The organism is Pseudomonas sp. TNT2022 ID1044 (assembly GCF_028656895.1).
Lineage (GTDB): Bacteria > Pseudomonadota > Gammaproteobacteria > Pseudomonadales > Pseudomonadaceae > Aquipseudomonas > Aquipseudomonas reinekei.
In genome coordinates, this window is record NZ_JAMDHB010000004.1 from 239,142 (window position 1) to 257,700 (window position 18,559).

General features: G+C 60.1%; 12 protein-coding genes. 11 read left to right on the plus strand and 1 reads right to left on the minus strand.

Annotation, left to right across the window (positions count from 1 at the left end; genetic code table 11):
* Positions 1 to 44 precede the first annotated feature (44 nt).
* Entirely contained in the window at positions 45 to 2,483 is a 2,439-nt protein-coding gene (locus M5G20_RS07345; RefSeq protein ID WP_443218296.1) for a penicillin-binding protein 1A, read from the minus strand.
* Positions 2,484 to 2,700: 217 nt separating this feature from the next.
* On the opposite strand from M5G20_RS07345, the gene M5G20_RS07350 reads away from it, so the two are divergent.
* The 11 genes from M5G20_RS07350 to hemE all read left to right on the plus strand — a co-directional run bounded on the left by M5G20_RS07350 (position 2,701) and on the right by hemE (position 18,493).
* A complete protein-coding gene (locus tag M5G20_RS07350; RefSeq protein WP_273918565.1) occupies positions 2,701 to 3,762 on the plus strand; it encodes a pilus assembly protein PilM in 1,062 nt (353 codons plus the stop codon).
* Positions 3,762 to 4,328, plus strand: coding sequence for a PilN domain-containing protein (locus tag M5G20_RS07355; protein WP_075947237.1), 567 nt, complete (start codon positions 3,762 to 3,764; stop codon positions 4,326 to 4,328). Before M5G20_RS07350 ends, M5G20_RS07355 begins: the two co-directional genes overlap by 1 nt.
* Entirely contained in the window at positions 4,325 to 4,948 is a 624-nt protein-coding gene (pilO, locus tag M5G20_RS07360) for a type 4a pilus biogenesis protein PilO (RefSeq protein ID WP_273918566.1), read from the plus strand. Before M5G20_RS07355 ends, pilO begins: the two co-directional genes overlap by 4 nt.
* On the plus strand, positions 4,945 to 5,469 hold the full coding sequence (locus M5G20_RS07365) for a pilus assembly protein PilP (protein WP_273918567.1): 525 nt from the start codon (positions 4,945 to 4,947) through the stop codon (positions 5,467 to 5,469). The genes pilO and M5G20_RS07365 overlap by 4 nt, the downstream gene beginning before the upstream one ends.
* A 13-nt stretch (positions 5,470 to 5,482) precedes the next feature.
* Positions 5,483 to 7,558 (plus strand): type IV pilus secretin PilQ, encoded by a 2,076-nt coding sequence (gene pilQ, locus M5G20_RS07370; RefSeq protein ID WP_273918568.1) that lies wholly within the window; start codon positions 5,483 to 5,485, stop codon positions 7,556 to 7,558.
* Between the two features lie 4 nt (positions 7,559 to 7,562).
* Entirely contained in the window at positions 7,563 to 8,081 is a 519-nt protein-coding gene (gene aroK / locus M5G20_RS07375; protein ID WP_056725695.1) for a shikimate kinase AroK, read from the plus strand.
* Between the two features lie 151 nt (positions 8,082 to 8,232).
* On the plus strand, positions 8,233 to 9,333 hold the full coding sequence (aroB, locus tag M5G20_RS07380) for a 3-dehydroquinate synthase (RefSeq protein ID WP_273918569.1): 1,101 nt from the start codon (positions 8,233 to 8,235) through the stop codon (positions 9,331 to 9,333).
* A 10-nt stretch (positions 9,334 to 9,343) separates the two neighbouring features.
* Entirely contained in the window at positions 9,344 to 10,933 is a 1,590-nt protein-coding gene (locus M5G20_RS07385) for an AAA family ATPase (protein ID WP_273918570.1), read from the plus strand.
* Between the two features lie 349 nt (positions 10,934 to 11,282).
* Positions 11,283 to 15,728, plus strand: coding sequence for a glutamate synthase large subunit (gene gltB / locus M5G20_RS07390; RefSeq protein ID WP_273918571.1), 4,446 nt, complete (start codon positions 11,283 to 11,285; stop codon positions 15,726 to 15,728).
* A gap of 32 nt (positions 15,729 to 15,760) precedes the next feature.
* Positions 15,761 to 17,179 (plus strand): FAD-dependent oxidoreductase, encoded by a 1,419-nt coding sequence (locus M5G20_RS07395; RefSeq protein WP_075947244.1) that lies wholly within the window; start codon positions 15,761 to 15,763, stop codon positions 17,177 to 17,179.
* A gap of 246 nt (positions 17,180 to 17,425) precedes the next feature.
* Entirely contained in the window at positions 17,426 to 18,493 is a 1,068-nt protein-coding gene (gene hemE / locus M5G20_RS07400; protein WP_150735560.1) for a uroporphyrinogen decarboxylase, read from the plus strand.
* Positions 18,494 to 18,559 lie beyond the last annotated feature (66 nt).

Sequence of the window (18,559 nt, forward strand, 5' to 3'; positions counted from 1 at the left end):
CCCCGCGCTTCTCTCGAAGGCGGGGCTTTTCAATGTGGCTGCGATCAGAACAAATCGATCGGCGCCACTTCATCCGCCGGCAGCGGGCTGCCCGGCGCGTTGCCGTTGCCCAGCTCGTTCACCGATGGCGGCGTGTCTTCGGCCTTGAACAGTTCGAAGTAGGCCCCTGGGGTGCTCGGAGTGGCAGCACGGCCGCTGATCGGATCGACGCGCAGACTAAGGATGCCTTCGGGCTCTGCCTGCGTGTGGGGCGGCAGGCCTTTGAGCGCGGCACCCATGTAATTCATCCAGATCGGCAGGGCGACGGTGCCGCCGAACTCCTTGCGGCCCAGGCTTTCCGGCTGGTCGAAGCCGGTCCAGACGGTAGTCACGTAATCGGCGTTGTAACCGGAGAACCAGGCGTCCTTGGATTCGTTGGTGGTACCGGTTTTGCCCGCGATGTCGCCACGGCCCAGGGCCAGGGCGCGACGGCCGGTGCCGAGTTTGATCACGTCCTCGAGCATGCTGTTGAGGATGTAGGTCGTGCGGCCATCAACGATGCGTTCAGCGACGGCCGGTGCTTGTGTCGCCGGTTGCGTGCTCAGCGTATCGCTCGGGGTGGCGTTGACTGTAAAGGCCTCGGCGACTGGCGCGGCGATGCCGTCGGTGGCCGCGTCGCCCTTCGGTACGCTCGGCGGATTGGCGACGAAAAGCGTATCGCCATTGCGGCTTTCGATCTTGTCGATGAGGTACGGAGTGATCTTGTAGCCACCGTTGGCGAAGGTACTCCAGCCGGTCGCGATCTCCATCGGCGTCAGGGTCGCGGTGCCCAGTGCCAGGGACAGGTTGGGTGGCAGGTCCTGCTTGTTGAAGCCGAAGCGAGTGATGTAGTCGATGGTCTTGCCGACGCCCATCGCTTGCAGCAGGCGGATCGACACCAGGTTGCGCGACTTGTACAGCGCTTCGCGCAAACGGATCGGGCCCAGGAAGGTGTTGGTGTCGTTCTTCGGACGCCAGACCTTGTCCAGGTACTCGTCGACGAACACGATCGGCGCATCGTTCACCAGGCTGGCGGCGGTATAACCATTATCCAGTGCAGCGCTGTAAACGAATGGCTTGAAGCTCGAACCCGGCTGGCGCTTGGCCTGCAATGCGCGGTTGTAGTTGCTCTGCTCAAAGGCAAAACCACCCACCAGCGAGCGGATTGCGCCGTTCTGCGGATCAAGGGATACCAGCGCGCCTTGGGCCTGCGGAATCTGGCTGAACTTGAGCGAGTCGTCCGGTTGGCGCTGGACGCGAATCAGGTCGCCGACCTGAGCGACATCCGACGGCTGCTTCGGATTGGGGCCCATGCTGTTGGTGTTCAGGAACGGGCGAGCCCATTTCATGGTTTCCCAGTTGACGTGTTCCTGTCCGGTGCGGGTCAGTACTTGCAGTCCGGTCTTGTCGACCTGGGTCACGATGGCCGGCTCAAGGCTGCTGATGGTGCGCTGCTTGGTCAGTTCGGTGGCCCAGGCCTCGCGAGTCTTGCCCGGCAGGCGTGATTCAGGGCCACGATAGCCGTGACGCTGGTCGTAGGTCATCAGGCCTTCGTGGAGGGCGGTGCTGGCCATTTCCTGAAGATTGCTCGGCACGGTAGTGGTGACGCGAAAACCTTCGGTGTAGGCGTCGCTGCCATAGCGGCCGACCATTTCGGCACGGGCCATTTCAGCGATGTAGGGGGCGTTCACTTCCGGAGTCGGTACGTGATAACTGGCGTTCAGCGGCTCGTTGATCGCGGTGGTGTAATCGGCTTCGCTGATCTTGCCCAGCTTGTACATGCGCCCCAGGATCCAGTCGCGACGTTCCTTGCTGCGGGCCGGGTTGGCCAGCGGGTTGAAGCGCGAAGGGGCTTTTGGCAATCCGGCGATCATCGCCATCTGCGCCAGGCTGACGTCACGAATCGATTTGCCGTAATACACCTGCGCCGCAGCCTCGATACCGTAGGCGCGGTTGCCCAGGTAGATCTTGTTGACGTACAGCTCAAGGATTTCATCCTTGGTCAACTGACGTTCGATCTGCAAGGCCAGCAGAATCTCAGTGGTTTTGCGCGAGAAGCTGCGTTCGCTGGTCAGGAAGTAGTTCTTCGCCACCTGCATGGTGATGGTGCTGCCACCGGACTGAATGTGGCCGCTTTTGACCAATTGGGTGGCCGCACGCATCAGGCTGCTGGGGTCAACGCCGTAATGGTTGGCGAAATTGTCGTCTTCAGCACTTAGTAACGCATTAATGAAATTGGGGGGAATGTCGGCGAACCTGATCGGTGTGCGGCGCATTTCGCCAAATTCTGCGATCAACTTGTTGTCGCTGCTGTAGACCCGCAATGGAATCTGCAACTGAATGCTTCTCAGGGCCTCCACGGACGGCAAACCGGGGCTAAGGTAAAGAAACGCCCCGCTCAGACCCAGAAGCAGTCCGCAGAAAACCGCGACGATGGACCAACCGAAAAATTTCAGCAGACGAATCAAGGCTTTTGGATATCCAGGGCAAAGAATGAATTTGGCATCAGGGTTCAGGCTAAAGGCGAACGACCCGCGCTTGAGAAAAAGCGGAAAAAAACGCTGGGCATTATAAGCATTTTTCCGGTGCAGGCGTCATTGGCGGCTGCTGTCAAGACGGGCGGAGGGAACGCAACACATATTACAGAGTCCGTAACTCACGGATAGTCATAGGGAATTGCTAGTGCCAGGACTCTTCAACAAAAAAGCCAATACGCTTCTAGGGATCGACATCAGCTCCACCTCGGTGAAACTTCTGGAGCTGAGCCGTCAGGGCGACCGTTATCGGGTCGAGGCCTATGCGGTCGAGCCACTGCCTGCCAGCGCGGTGATCGAGAAAAACATCGCTGAGCTCGAAGGCGTGGGCCAGGCCCTTTCGCGCGTGCTGGTCAAGGCCAGGACCAGCGTCAAGAACGTCGCCGTGGCCGTGTCCGGCTCGGCGGTGATCACCAAGACCATCGAGATGGATGCGGGGCTTTCCGATGACGAGATGGAAAGCCAGCTCAAGATCGAGGCCGATCAATACATCCCTTATCCGCTGGATGAAGTCGCCATCGATTTCGAAGTCCAGGGGGCGTCAGCGCGCAACCCCGAGCGGGTCAACGTGCTGCTCGCCGCCTGCCGCAAGGAAAATGTCGAGGTTCGCGAAGCGGCATTGACCCTGGCCGGGCTGACCGCACGGGTGGTCGACGTGGAGGCCTATGCCCTGGAGCGTTCATTCGGTTTGCTGGCCAGTCAGTTGGCTGCGTCGAAAGAGCGTCTGGTGGCGGTGGTCGACATCGGTGCGACCATGACCACCCTGAGCGTGCTGTTCAATGGACGGATCATCTACACCCGCGAACAACTGTTCGGAGGGCGGCAACTGACCGAAGAGATCCAGCGTCGATACGGCCTGACTGTCGAGCAGGCGGGGCTGGCGAAGAAGCAGGGCGGCCTGCCGGATGATTACGTGCGCGAGGTGTTGCAACCGTTTCGCGAGGCGCTGGTACAGCAGGTGTCCCGTTCGTTGCAGTTTTTCTTTGCGTCCGGTCAGTACCACTCGGTCGATCAGATTCTTTTGGCCGGTGGCACCGCTTCGGTTTCCGGGCTGGATCGATTGATCGAGCAGCAGTTGGGTACGCCGACACAGGTCGCCAATCCGTTTTTCGAGATGACCCTGAGCAGCAAGGTCAACGCCACGGCCCTGACCAGCGATGCCCCGGCCATGATGATCGCCTGCGGGCTGGCCCTCAGGAGTTTTGACTGATGGCACGGATCAATCTTTTACCCTGGCGTGAAGAGCTGCGTGAACAACGCCGCAAACACTTTCTACTGATTCTGGTCGGCGTGCTGGTGGGGTCGACAGGCGCGGTACTGATCGCCAATCAGGCCATCAACAACGCCATCGACCGACAGGTTGCGCGCAACGATTACATCGGCAAACAGATCGTCGTGGTCGATGAGCGGATCAAGCAGATCAGTGAGCTCAAGGCTCGTCGCCAGCAACTGGTCGAGCGCATGCGCATCATCCAGGACCTGCAAGGGAACCGGCCGATCAGTGGGCGGATTTTTGATCAACTCGCGCGTACTTTGCCGGACGGGGTCTATTTCACTGAAGTCAAAATGTCAGGTAAGACCTTGTCGATCAGCGGTGCGGCAGAATCGAACAACCGTGTTTCCGATCTGATGCGAAATCTGGATGCGTCCGATTGGTTCGATGCCCCCAGTCTGACCGAAGTGAAAGCGACCACCGCAGGTCAGCTGGATCAAGCCAACGTCTTTCAGTTGAGCGTGCGTCAGACGCAGCCTGCTGCCGTGGAGGGCGGGAAATGAGCCTGACCCAGTGGTTTGAAGGGCTGCGCAAGATCGACATCAATGAACTGGACACCAACAACATCGGTTCCTGGCCACCCGTGATCAAGGTGCTGGTGGCTGTACTGCTGATGGCGCTGGTGTTGTCGCTGGGTTACAGCTTTTCCACCAGCGAGCTGGAGACTCAGCTTGATCTCAAGCGCGAAGAAGAGTCGACCCTCAAAGCGCAGTTCGCCACCAAGGCGCACATGGCGGCAAACCTCGAGCTCTACACGCAACAGATGAAAGAGATGGAAAACTCCTTTGGTGTGCTGCTGCGGCAATTGCCCAGCGATACCGAAGTGCCCGGTCTGCTGGAAGACATCACCCGCACCGGTCTGGGCAGTGGTCTGGAGTTTGAAGAAATCAAACTGCTGCCGGAGGTGACCCAGCCGTTCTACATCGAATTGCCGATCCAGATTACCGTCACCGGTGCCTATCACGACCTCGCGACGTTCGTCAGCGGCGTGGCCGGGCTGCCGCGCATCGTCACCCTGCATGATTTCGACCTGTCCCCAGTCAACCCTGACGGCGGGCCGAAACTGCGCATGAGCATCCTGGCCAAGACCTATCGCTACAACGACAAAGGGCTGCGTCAATGAGCCTTGTTCGCGGATTTACCTTGGCGCTCTTGCTGGTCGCCCTGGCCGGTTGTGGTGGTGAAGACTTCGGTGACCTGGACGCCTACATGAACGAAATGCGCCTTCGGGCGCCGGGGAAGATTGAACCAACGCCGACATTCCGGTCTTACCCGACATTCACCTACAGCGCGGCGAACCTGCGCAGCCCGTTTTCCCGGCAAGTCAGAATCGACCTGGCCGGTCAGAAACATGGGTCGCGTAACGTCAAGCCAGACCCGAACCGGGTCAAGCAGTACCTCGAGGGTTTCAATATCGAGCAGTTTGAAATGGTCGGCACGATTTCCAATGCGGCGGGCTCCTTTGCGCTGTTGCGCGGGGCCGGCGGGGTGCATCGGCTGAAGGTCGGCGATTACCTGGGGCGTAACGACGGGCGAATAGTCGCCATCAGCAGCGCCCAGGTCGACGTGGTCGAAATCGTCCCGGATGGCGAAGGTGCCTGGCTGGAAAGGCCGCGGACCATCCCTTTGAAAGAGCACTCATAGTGGAACTCGAAAAATGAACAGGATTTTCTTCACCCTCGGAATGTCGCTATGGATAGCGTTGCTGTCGCCGATGGTACAAGCGGCCAATCTCAAGGCGCTGGATGTTGCAGCACTGCCAGGCGACCGCGTCGAGTTGAAGTTGGGGTTCGATGAGCCACCGCCGCCGCCCAGTGGTTACACCACGGAGTCGCCCGCGCGGATCGCAATCGACCTGCCTGGCGTGGTCAGCCAGTTGACCAGCAAGACCCGCGATCTGGGCGCCGGCAACGCCCGCAGCGCAACAGTGGTCGAGGACAAGGACCGCACGCGGCTGATTATCAATCTGACCCAGCTGACGCCGTACAGCACGCGCGTCGAAGGCAACAACCTGTTCGTCGTGGTCGGGCAGGGTGGCAAAAGCGCGGTGTCGCGACCGATCGTCACCGCCATTGCGGCCAAATCCCCGGCGCGCCCGGTTGCGTCGGCAGGCAAGGCCATTCGCGGCGTGGACTTCCAGCGGGGCACTCAGGGTGAAGGCAATGTGGTGATCGACTTGTCGGATCCTTCCATTGCGCCCGACATCCAGGAGCGCGAGGGCAAGATCATTCTCGGTTTCGCCAGGACCCGTTTGCCCGAGCCATTGCGAGTGCGCCTGGACGTCAAGGATTTCGCCACGCCGGTGCAGTTCGTCAATGCCAATGCCACCGGCGACAGAGCCACTATCACCATTGAGCCCAGCGGGGCCTTCGATTATTCGACCTACCAGACCGATAACAAACTGACCGTCAGCATCCGCCCGATGACCGCCGACGACCTGCAAAAGCGTAACGCCGACCGCTACGCCTACAGCGGAGAAAAGCTCTCGCTGAACTTCCAGGACATTGATGTGCGCTCGGTGCTGCAATTGATCGCCGATTTTACCAACCTCAATCTGGTGGCCAGCGACACCGTGCAAGGCGGCATTACCCTGCGTCTGCAAAACGTCCCCTGGGACCAGGCACTGGATCTGGTGCTGAAAACCAAGGGCCTGGACAAGCGCAAAATCGGTAATGTCCTGTTAGTGGCGCCGGCCGATGAAATTGCCGCCCGTGAACGCCAGGAGCTGGAGTCGCAGAAGCAGATCGCCGAACTCGCGCCGCTGCGTCGCGAGCTACTTCAGGTCAACTATGCCAAGGCGGCCGATATCGCCAAGCTGTTCCAGTCGGTGACCAGTGCCGAGTCGAAAATCGACGAACGGGGTTCGATCACTGTCGATGAGCGCACCAACAACATCATCGCCTACCAGACCCAGAACCGACTCGACGAGCTGCGTCGGATCGTGGCGCAACTGGATATCCCGGTGCGGCAAGTGATGATCGAGGCGCGCATCGTCGAAGCCAACGTCGATTACGATAAAAGCCTGGGCGTGCGCTGGGGTGGCTCGATCCAGAACAAGGGCAACTGGAATACGTCGGGCGTCAGCAACGGTGCCAATGCGTCATCGACCATCGGCACGCCGGGCAGCACCAGCACCAATTCACCGTTCGTCGACCTGGGGGCAGTCAACAATACCTCGGGAATCGGCATTGCCTTCATCACCGACAATGTCTTGCTGGACCTTGAGCTGACCGCCATGGAGAAAACCGGCAACGGCGAAATTGTCTCGCAACCCAAGGTGGTCACGTCCGACAAAGAGACGGCGAAGATCCTCAAGGGCACCGAGATTCCCTATCAGGAAGCCAGCTCCAGTGGCGCCACTTCCGTGTCCTTCAAGGAGGCTTCGCTGTCGCTGGAGGTCACCCCGCAAATCACGCCGGACAACCGGATCATCATGGAGGTGAAGGTCACCAAGGACGAGCCGGACTACCTGAACAAAGTCCAGGATGTGCCGCCGATCAAGAAAAACGAAGTCAACGCCAAGGTCCTGGTCAACGATGGCGAGACCATCGTCATTGGTGGTGTTTTCTCAAATACTCAGAGCAAGGTTGTAGATAAGGTGCCATTTCTTGGCGATGTGCCGTATCTTGGCCGCCTTTTCCGGCGTGACGTGGTTTCGGAGAAAAAATCCGAGCTGTTGGTGTTTCTCACTCCGCGTATCATGAATAACCAGGCGATTGCTGTGAGTCGTTGATTCTGTGCGAAATTTGATTCTTGTAGGACCGATGGGCGCTGGAAAAAGCACCATCGGCCGGTTGCTGGCCAAAGAGCTGCGCTTGCCATTCAAAGATTCCGATAAGGAAATTGAATTACGCACGGGCGCCAATATCCCATGGATCTTCGATAAAGAAGGCGAACCGGGCTTTCGTGATCGCGAGCAGGCCATGATTGCCGAGCTGTGCGATTACGACGGCGTGGTGCTGGCGACCGGTGGTGGCGCTGTCATGCGCGAAGCCAATCGTCGGGCACTGCACGCCGGCGGTCGCGTGGTCTATCTGCATGCTTCCGTCGAGCAGCAGGTCGGGCGCACCTCTCGCGATCGCAATCGTCCCTTGCTTCGCACCGCCGATCCAGCCAAGACCCTTCGGGATCTGCTGGCGATCCGCGATCCGCTTTATCGGGAAATCGCCGATCTGGTGGTGGAAACCGATGAGCGGCCACCGCGAATGGTTGTGCTCGATATTCTGGAACGTCTGCAGCAGCTACCGCCCCGTTAAAGCGCCGCGTGAAATGCGCTATCCTCGGCGTCCCGCCATGACCGCACACGGTTGTGGCGGCTGGCTACCGAACGGCGTCACACCCGCTGAGGCCGTGGACATTCGTTAATTCAAGGCAGGACGCCTGATTCCATCTTCACTGTGGGGACACATGCAGACACTCAAGGTCGATCTAGGCGAGCGCAGCTACCCGATTCACATTGGCGAAGGTTTGTTGGATCAGCCTGAGCTGCTGGCCCCGCATATTCGCGGACGGCAAGTGGCGATCATCTCCAACGAAACCGTTGCGCCGCTCTATCTCGAACGTCTGACCCGCAGTCTGGCGCAGTTCTCGGTGATTTCTGTGGTGTTGCCCGATGGCGAAGCCTTCAAGACCTGGGAAACCCTGCAACTGATTTTTGATGGTCTGCTGACCGCCCGGCACGACCGCCGCACCACCGTGATCGCCCTTGGTGGCGGTGTTATTGGTGACATGGCCGGTTTTGCTGCCGCGTGTTACCAGCGCGGTGTTGATTTCATTCAGGTCCCGACCACGCTGTTGTCGCAAGTCGACTCTTCCGTGGGCGGCAAGACCGGGATTAACCATCCGTTGGGCAAGAACATGGTAGGCGCTTTCTATCAGCCGAACGTGGTGCTGATCGATACCGCTTCCCTCAATACCCTGCCGGCCCGCGAACTGTCTGCCGGCCTGGCTGAAGTCATCAAGTACGGGCTGATCTGCGACGAGCCGTTTCTGACATGGCTCGAAGACAATGTCGATCGGTTGCGCAAGCTGGATCAACAGGCCCTGACTTACGCCATCGAACGTTCCTGCGCGGCCAAGGCTGCGGTGGTCGGTGCCGACGAAAAAGAGACCGGTGTGCGAGCCACGCTCAACCTCGGTCACACCTTCGGTCATGCCATCGAAACCCACATGGGCTATGGTGTCTGGCTTCACGGTGAAGCCGTGGCTGCTGGCACCGTAATGGCTCTTGAGATGTCCGCGCGCCTTGGCTGGATCAGCGAGCAGGAGCGCGATCGCGGCATCCGGCTGTTCCAGCGCGCCGGGCTGCCGGTCATCCCGCCTGAAGAGATGACCGAAGCCGATTTCCTTGAACATATGGCAATTGATAAAAAAGTGATCGACGGTCGTTTGCGCCTGGTGCTGCTGCGCCACATGGGCGAAGCAGTAGTAACCGACGATTATCCGAAAGAGGTTCTACAGGCCACGCTGGGAGCGGATTACCGCGCCCTGGCTCAGCTTAAAGGTTAATAAGAACGCGATGACTAGTTTGCATGCCGACGAGGCTTTCCTCGGCCATTACCAGTTGAGTCATGACCCTTTTGCTCCCCGGGTGCCTGGCTTCAAGTTTTTCCCGGCCCAGCGCAAACCCGTGCTGGGGCAGTTGCATCACCTGGCGCGTTACAGCCAGTTGCTGCTGGTGGTCACGGGTCCACAGGGCAGCGGCAAAACCCTGCTGCGTCAGGCTTTGGTGGCCAGCACCAATAAACAGTCGGTGCAGAGCGTGGTGGTTTCCGCCCGTGGCGCCGGCGATTCGGCGGGTGTGCTGCGTCAGGTTGCCCAGGCGCTGGACGTTGCCCAGGCCGAGATCGGCGCGATCCTGGATCAGGTGGTGCAACTGGCGCTCACCGGTCAGGAGGTCTATCTGCTGGTGGATGACGCCGAGCAGCTCGACGAATCCGCGCTCGAAGCGTTGATGGCCCTGGGTGCCGGTGCGCCGGAAGGTCGTCCGCATGTATTCCTGTTTGGCGAATCGTCGATGATTGCCCAGCTCGAGCAATTGAGCCTCGAGGAAGAGCGCTTCCACGTCATCGAGCTGCAGCCCTACACCGAAGAAGAAACCCGTGAATACCTGGACCAGCGCCTCGAAGGTGCAGGTCGGGGTATCGAACTTTTCACCGCGGATCAGATCTCTGATATTCACGAAAGCTCCGAGGGTTGGCCTGGCAATATCAACCAGGTTGCCCGCGATGCAATGATCGAAGCCATGATTGCCAGCCGCTCAGCGGTGAAGCGTCCAAGTATGGGGTTCAATATGCCGAAGAAACACGTATTGGCGATTTCCGCCGTCGTCGTGGTCGCGGTAGCCGCCGCCTGGTTGATGCCGGGTCGCAGCAAAGCACCGACCACTGGTGCTCCGGCCAACGAACAGGCGCAATTGCCGCTCGGCCAGGGTGCACCTCAGTCGAACGGTGGCGCGCCAGCCGTCGAATTCGCCGGTAACACGCAGCCGATGCCGCTGCCGTTGGTCGGTAACTCTCAGCCGGTCATGCGTGGTCCTCTGGCCGAAGCGGCCGGAGATATCACTGAAGGCGACGATGGCGTACCGCTTGAGGGTTCCAGCGAGACTCCGCCGACCGTCACCACCACCGCGCCGCCAGCGGGCGTTCCGGCCGGCCCTGCGCCGACCCCGGCGGCCAAACCGGTCCCGGCACCGACTCAAGTCGCTACCGCCAAGCCAGCGCCGGTTACAGCCCCTGCGGCCAAGCCAGCCCCGGCACCCGCCAAACCCGCCGTTGCCACCGCCAAGCCTGCCGAGAAACCAGCCGCCACCAAGGCTGCCGGTGGTACCTGGTATGCCGGTCAGGCACCGGGTAACTACGTGGTGCAGATCCTCGGCATCAGCTCCGAAACGGCTGCGCAAAACTACGTCAAGGAGCAGGGCGGCGAGTACCGTTACTTCAAGAAAGTACTGAACGGCAAACCGCTTTACGTCATCACCTACGGCAGTTTCAGCAACCGCGATGCAGCCGTTTCCGCCATCAAGGCCTTGCCAGCGAAGGTTCAGGCTGGTAAACCTTGGCCTCGCACTGTCGCCAGCGTCCAACAGGAACTGGCAACAACTCGCTGAAGATTCGGCGGCCTTACCCAGGCCGCCTCTCCAAGCACCTCAAAATTTCTGCACGGCATGCCGCCTCTACAGGCCGCGTGCCTTGTGGTGTCTGCGTCACAGTAGTCTTTGAGTCGTTGCGGTCAGAATTAAAAAAGTTTTGACTAGCACAGCAGATCGCTTTAAACCTTTCACAAATGCGACATAGATTTGCGACATTTCGTCGTCAAATTTGTGAGCCTCCGTGTCGGTGTGTACAATGACCTCCCTTTTGCCCCCGCAAAGCTGGCGTACGTCCAGCGCGGATGGTAAGTGGTTGAATTGAAAAGAAATTTGCCTCGATCAGAGGCAGCCTGGTGAGAAAGTGTCTATGAAAGCAGGTCTGTACCAACCAGATGAATTCAAGGATAACTGCGGTTTCGGCCTGATAGCCCATATGCAGGGCGAGCCCAGTCATACCCTTTTGCAAACGGCCATCGAGGCCCTGACCTGCATGACCCACCGCGGTGGGATTAATGCCGACGGCAAGACCGGTGACGGTTGCGGTCTGCTGATTCAAAAGCCGGACGTGTTCCTGCGAGCCATCGCCCAGGAAACCTTCGGTGTAGAACTGCCCAAGCAATATGCCGTGGGCATGGTCTTCTTCAACCAGGACCCGGTCAAAGCCGAAGCCGCTCGCGAGAACATGAACCGCGAGATCCTGGCCGCCGGCCTGCAACTTGTCGGCTGGCGCAAAGTGCCGATCGATACCAGCGTCCTCGGCCGTCTGGCCCTTGAGCGCCTGCCGCAGATCGAGCAGGTGTTCATCGGCGGTGAAGGCCTGAGCGATCAGGACATGGCCGTCAAGCTTTTCACTTCCCGTCGTCGCTCGTCCGTGGCAAACGCCGCCGACACCGACCACTACGTCTGCAGCTTTTCGCACAAGACCATCATTTATAAAGGCCTGATGATGCCGGCGGATTTGACCGCCTTCTATCCAGACCTGAGCGATGAGCGCCTGCAAACCTCGATTTGCGTGTTCCACCAGCGCTTCTCCACCAATACCCTGCCGAAATGGCCGCTGGCTCAACCGTTCCGCTTCCTGGCGCACAACGGCGAGATCAACACCATCACCGGCAACCGCAACTGGGCCGTGGCCCGTCGCACCAAGTTCACCAACGACTTGATGGACCTGGAAGAGCTCGGCCCGCTGGTCAACCGCGTGGGCTCCGACTCTTCGAGCATGGACAACATGCTCGAGTTGATGGTCACCGGTGGCATCGACCTGTTCCGTGGCGTACGGATGATCATTCCGCCTGCGTGGCAGAACGTCGAAACCATGGACCCGGATCTGCGTGCGTTCTACGAATACAACTCGATGCACATGGAACCGTGGGACGGCCCGGCCGGCGTGGTAATGACCGACGGTCGCTACGCGGTGTGCCTGCTCGACCGTAACGGTCTGCGTCCGGCGCGTTGGGTCACCACCAAGAACGGCTTCATCACCCTGGCGTCCGAAATCGGTGTCTGGAACTACCAGCCTGAAGACGTGCTCGCCAAGGGTCGCGTTGGCCCGGGCCAGATCTTTGCCGTGGACACCGAAACAGGGCAGATCCTCGACACCGATGCGATCGACAACCGCCTGAAGTCCCGTCATCCGTACAAGCAATGGCTGCGCAAGAACGCCCTGCGCATCCAGGCGACCATGGAAGACAACGACCACGGTTCGGCGTTCTACGACGTCGATCAGCTCAAGCAATACATGAAGATGTACCAGGTCACGTTCGAAGAGCGCGACCAGGTGCTGCGTCCGCTCGGCGAACAGGGCTACGAAGCCGTGGGCTCGATGGGCGACGATACGCCGATGGCCGTGCTGTCCCAGCGCGTGCGCACGCCGTACGACTATTTCCGCCAGCAGTTCGCACAGGTGACCAACCCGCCGATCGACCCGCTGCGTGAAGCGATCGTGATGTCGCTGGAGATCTGCCTCGGTGCCGAACGCAACATCTTCCAGGAGTCGCCGGAACACGCTTCGCGCGTGATCCTCAGCTCGCCGGTCATTTCCCCGGCCAAGTGGCGTTCGCTGATGAACCTTGATCGTCCGGGCTTCGAGCGCACGATCATCGACCTCAACTACGACGAAAGCGTCGGCCTCGAAGCGGCGATCCGCAACGTGGCCGATCAGGCTGAAGAAGCCGTGCGCGCCGGTCGTACCCAGGTCGTGCTGAGTGACCGTCACATCGCTCCGGGCAAGCTGCCGATCCACGCTTCCCTGGCCACCGGCGCGGTACACCACCGCCTGACCGAAAAAGGCCTGCGTTGCGACTCCAACATCCTCGTGGAAACCGCGACCGCTCGCGATCCGCACCACTTCGCCGTGTTGATCGGTTTCGGCGCCTCTGCCGTTTACCCGTTCCTGGCTTACGAAGTGCTGGGCGACCTGATCCGTACCGGTGAAGTGCTGGGCGACCTCTACGAGGTGTTCAAGAACTACCGCAAAGGCATCACCAAAGGCTTGCTCAAGATCCTCTCGAAGATGGGTATCTCGACCATCACTTCGTACCGTGGTGCGCAGCTGTTCGAAGCCATCGGCCTGTCCGAGGAAGTCTGCAACCTGAGCTTCCGTGGCGTGCCAAGCCGTATCAAAGGTGCGCGTTTCGTCGACATCGAAGCCGAGCAGAAAGCACTCGCCACCGAAGCCTGGAGCCCGCGCAAGCCGATCCAGCAGGGTGGTTTGCTGAAGTTCGTCCACGGTGGCGAATATCACGCGTACAACCCGGACGTGGTCAACACCCTGCAAGCCGCCGTGCAGCAGGGCGACTACAGCAAGTTCAAGGAATACACGTCGCTGGTGGATAACCGCCCGGTGTCGATGATCCGCGACCTGCTGAAAGTCAAAACCCTCGACACGCCGCTGGACATCAGCGAGATCGAACCGCTGGAATCGGTGCTCAAGCGCTTCGACTCCGCCGGCATCTCCCTGGGTGCCCTGTCGCCGGAAGCGCACGAAGCCCTGGCCGAAGCCATGAACCGCCTCGGTGCGCGTTCCAACTCCGGTGAAGGCGGCGAAGACCCGGCGCGCTACGGCACCATCAAGAGCTCGAAAATCAAACAAGTCGCGACTGGCCGTTTCGGTGTGACCCCGGAATACCTGGTCAACGCTGAAGTGCTGCAGATCAAGGTTGCCCAAGGCGCCAAGCCGGGCGAGGGCGGTCAACTGCCAGGCGGCAAGGTCAACGGTCTGATCGCCAAGCTGCGTTACGCAGTGCCGGGCGTGACCCTGATTTCGCCACCGCCGCACCACGACATTTACTCGATCGAAGACTTGTCGCAGCTGATTTTCGACCTGAAACAAGTCAACCCGAAAGCGCTGGTCTCGGTGAAGCTGGTAGCAGAAGCCGGCGTCGGCACCATTGCCGCCGGTGTGGCCAAGGCCTATGCGGATCTGATCACCATCTCCGGCTACGACGGTGGTACCGGTGCATCGCCACTGACCTCGATCAAATACGCGGGCGCGCCGTGGGAACTCGGCCTGGCCGAAACCCACCAGACCCTGCGCGGCAACGACCTGCGCGGCAAAGTCCGGGTACAAACCGACGGCGGTCTGAAAACCGGCCTCGACGTGATCAAGGCCGCCATTCTCGGCGCTGAAAGCTTCGGCTTCGGCACCGCGCCAATGATCGCCCTGGGCTGCAAATACCTGCGTATCTGCCACCTGAACAACTGCGCCACCGGCGTCGCGACTCAGAACGAGAAGCTGCGCAAGGATCACTACATCGGTACCGTCGACATGGTGGTGAATTTCTTCACCTACGTCGCCGAAGAAACCCGTGAGTGGCTGGCCAAGCTGGGCGTGCGCTCCCTCGAAGAGCTGATCGGCCGTACCGATCTGCTGGAAGTCCTCGAAGGGCAGACCGCCAAGCAACATCACCTGGACCTGACGCCGTTGCTGGGCAGCGACCACGTGCCGGCGGACAAGCCGCAGTTCTGCGGCGTGGAACGCAACCCGCCGTTCGACAAAGGCCTGCTGGCCGAGAAAATGGTCGACATGGCCACCTCAGCGATCAACGACCTGAGCGGCGCTGAATTCGAACTGGATATCTGCAACTGCGACCGTTCGATCGGCGCGCGGATCTCCGGCGAAATCGCCCGTAAGCACGGCAACCAGGGCATGGCCAGCGCGCCAATCACCTTCCGCTTCAAGGGTACGGCGGGTCAGAGCTTCGGCGTGTGGAACGCCGGCGGCCTGAACATGTACCTGGAAGGCGACGCCAACGACTACGTCGGCAAAGGCATGACCGGCGGCAAGCTGGTCATCGTTCCGCCGAAGGGCAGCGTCTACAAGACTCAGGACAGTGCCATCATCGGCAACACCTGCCTGTACGGCGCCACTGGCGGCAAACTGTTCGCCGCCGGCACCGCGGGCGAGCGTTTCGCCGTGCGTAACTCGGGTGCCCACACGGTTGTGGAAGGCACTGGCGATCACTGCTGCGAGTACATGACTGGTGGTTTTGTCTGCGTCCTGGGCAAGACCGGTTACAACTTCGGCTCTGGCATGACCGGCGGTTTCGCCTACGTGCTCGACCAGGACAACACCTTCGTTGACCGGGTCAACCATGAACTGGTGGAAATCCAGCGGATCAGCGGCGAGGCGATGGAAGCCTACCGTAGCCATTTGCAACGCGTGCTGAACGAGTACGTCGAGGAAACCGACAGCGAGTGGGGTCGTGAACTCGCCGAGAACCTCGATGATTACGTACGTCGTTTCTGGCTGGTCAAGCCTAAGGCTGCCAACCTGAAATCGTTGCTTTCCAGCACCCGTGCCAACCCGCAGTGATATGCGCCTGAAGAGTTTGATGAGGTTTTAAAATGGCTGAACGTCTGAATAATGACTTCCAGTTCATCGAGGTCGGGCGCAAGGATCCGAAGAAGAAACTGTTGCGTCAACGCAAGAAAGAGTTCGTGGAAATCTACGAACCCTTCAAACCCCAGCAGTCGGCCGACCAGGCCCACCGCTGCCTGGGCTGCGGTAACCCGTATTGCGAATGGAAGTGCCCGGTGCACAACTTCATTCCCAACTGGCTGAAACTGGTGGCCGAGGGCAATATCCTCGCGGCTGCCGAGCTGTCGCACCAGACCAACACCTTGCCGGAAGTCTGCGGCCGGGTGTGCCCGCAGGATCGCCTGTGCGAGGGTGCGTGCACCCTCAACGACGGCTTCGGCGCGGTGACCATCGGTTCGGTGGAGAAGTACATCACCGACACCGCGTTCGCCATGGGCTGGCGCCCGGACATGTCCAAGGTCAAGCCGACCGGCAAGCGTGTCGCGATCATCGGCGCCGGGCCTGCGGGCCTGGGCTGCGCTGACGTGCTGGTACGTGGTGGCGTGACCCCGGTTGTGTTTGACAAGAACCCGGAAATCGGTGGCCTGCTGACCTTCGGCATCCCCGAGTTCAAGCTGGAAAAGACCGTGCTGAGCAATCGCCGCGAAGTCTTCACCGGCATGGGCATCGAGTTCCGCCTGAACACCGAGGTGGGCAAGGACGTGACCATGGAGCAATTGCTCGAAGAATACGATGCCGTATTCATGGGCATGGGCACCTACACCTACATGAAGGGCGGTTTTGCCGGTGAAGACCTGCCGGGCGTGTACGACGCGCTGGACTTCCTGATCGCCAACGTCAACCGCAACCTGGGCTTTGAAAAGTCGCCGGAAGATTTCGTCGACATGAAAGGCAAGAAGGTCGTGGTTCTCGGTGGTGGTGACACGGCGATGGACTGCAACCGTACTTCGATTCGCCAGGGCGCCAAGTCGGTGACCTGTGCGTATCGTCGTGACGAAGCCAACATGCCGGGTTCGCGCAAAGAGGTGAAGAACGCCAAGGAAGAAGGCGTGAAATTCCTCTACAACCGCCAGCCGATCGCTATTGTCGGCGAAGACAAGGTCGAAGGCGTGAAGGTGGTCGAGACCCGTCTCGGCGAACCGGACGCCCGTGGCCGTCGCAGCCCCGAGCCGATCCCGGGCTCCGAAGAGATCATCCCGGCCGACGCCGTGGTCATCGCTTTCGGTTTCCGTCCAAGCCCGGCGCCTTGGTTCGAACAGTTCAGTATCCAGACCGACAGCCAGGGCCGCGTCGTGGCCCCGGAACAAGGCCAGTACAAGCACCAGACCAGCAACCCGAAAATCTTCGCCGGTGGCGACATGGTTCGCGGTTCTGACCTGGTGGTGACGGCAATCTTCGAAGGCCGCAATGCCGCCGAAGGGATCCTGGATTACCTGGGCGTTTAAGCTTCGTTAAAAACAGCACTGCAATACCTGTGGGAGCTGGCTTGCCAGCGATAGCATCACCTCGGTCTACCTGACGAACCGAGGTGTCTGCATCGCCGGCAAGCCGGCTCCCACAGTGTTTTGTGCTGCTGCAAACACTGCATGCAACCGCGACAAATTGACCCGATAGACAAAAGGTGCGGCGCTTGCCGTGCCTTTTGCCTCCGGCTCTGAGAAAATGCCCGCACTTTTTTTCCGGATGCCGACATGACTGCCCTGAAGAACGACCGTTTCCTGCGCGCCCTGCTCAAGCAACCTGTAGATGTCACCCCCGTGTGGATGATGCGCCAGGCCGGACGCTACCTGCCTGAATACCGCGCCAGCCGTGCCCAGGCCGGTGATTTCATGAGCTTGTGCATGAACCCGGAATTCGCTTGCGAAGTCACGATGCAACCGCTTGACCGCTATCCACAACTGGACGCGGCGATCCTCTTTTCCGACATCCTGACCATCCCCGATGCCATGGGCCAGGGCCTGTACTTCGAAACCGGCGAAGGTCCGCGCTTCAAGAAAGTCGTCAGCACCCTGGCTGACATCGAAGCCCTGCCGATTCCTGATCCACACAAAGACCTCGGTTACGTGATGGACGCCGTCAGCACGATCCGTCGCGAGCTGAACGGCCGTGTGCCGCTGATCGGCTTCTCCGGCAGCCCATGGACCCTCGCCACTTACATGGTTGAAGGCGGCTCGTCGAAAGACTTCCGCAAGACCAAAGCGATGCTCTACGACAACCCGCAAGCCATGCACCTGCTGCTGGATAAACTGGCGCAGTCGGTCACCAGCTACCTCAACGGCCAGATCATGGCCGGTGCCCAAGCGGTGCAAATCTTCGATACCTGGGGCGGCAACCTGTCGGCGGCGGCGTATCAGGAATTCTCCCTGGCCTACATGAAGAAAATCGTCAACGGCCTGATCCGCGAGCACGATGGCCGCAAGGTGCCGGTGATCCTGTTCACCAAGAACGGCGGCCTGTGGCTGGAAAGCATCGCCGATGCCGGCGCCGATGCACTGGGCCTGGATTGGACCTGCGACATCGGTAATGCCCGTGCCCGTGTCGGTGACAAAGTCGCCCTGCAAGGCAACATGGACCCGACCGTGCTCTACGCCAAGCCGGAAGCGATTCGCACCGAAGTCGGACGCATCCTGGCCAGCTACGGCAAAGGCAGTGGCCACGTGTTCAACCTGGGTCACGGCATCACGCCGGAAGTCGATCCGGAACATGCCGGTGCATTCTTGCGCGCGGTGCATGAACTGTCGGCGCAGTATCACGAATAACTGTCTTTGACGTGATCGAAAGCCTGTCCGGCCTGGTGCCCGACAGGCTTTTTTATGCGCAGCTTT